This is a genomic window from Streptomyces sp. SID13726, assembly GCF_010548375.1.
GTDB lineage: Bacteria > Actinomycetota > Actinomycetes > Streptomycetales > Streptomycetaceae > Streptomyces.
In genome coordinates this window covers 1-413 of sequence record NZ_JAAGLY010000622.1, presented here as the reverse complement: position 1 = coordinate 413, position 413 = coordinate 1, and the positions used below count along the sequence as shown (strand labels likewise).

Annotated in this window: 1 pseudogene; it reads left to right on the top strand. The window is 74.3% G+C overall.

Annotation, left to right across the window (positions count from 1 at the left end):
- Positions 1-413, top strand: a pseudogene (locus G3I78_RS49440) (2,4-dienoyl-CoA reductase); the annotation flags it as partial.

The window sequence follows — 413 nt, the reverse complement described above, 5'->3', positions numbered from 1 at the left end:
CCCGGCGGGCCGAGGAGGCCGGCTTCGACGGGGTGCAGATCCACGCCGCCCACGGCTACCTGCTCAGCCAGTTCCTCTCCCCGCTGGTCAACCGGCGCACCGACCGCTGGGGCGGCAGCCCGGAGAACCGGGTCCGGCTGCTCACCGAGGTCGTCCGGGCGGTCCGCGCGCAGGTGGCCCCCGGCTTCGCGGTCGGTGTCAAGCTCAACACCGCCGACTTCCAGCGCGGCGGCTTCGACACCGAGGACGCGGTGCAGGTCCTCGAGGCCCTCTGCGGCCTCGGCGTCGACCTGGTCGAACTGTCCGGCGGCAGCGTGGAGAGCCCCGCGACCCTGGGCCGCACCGCCGACCTGCGGACCCTCGAGCGGGAGGCGTACTTCCTCGCCTTCGCCGAGCAGTTCCTGGATGCGGCC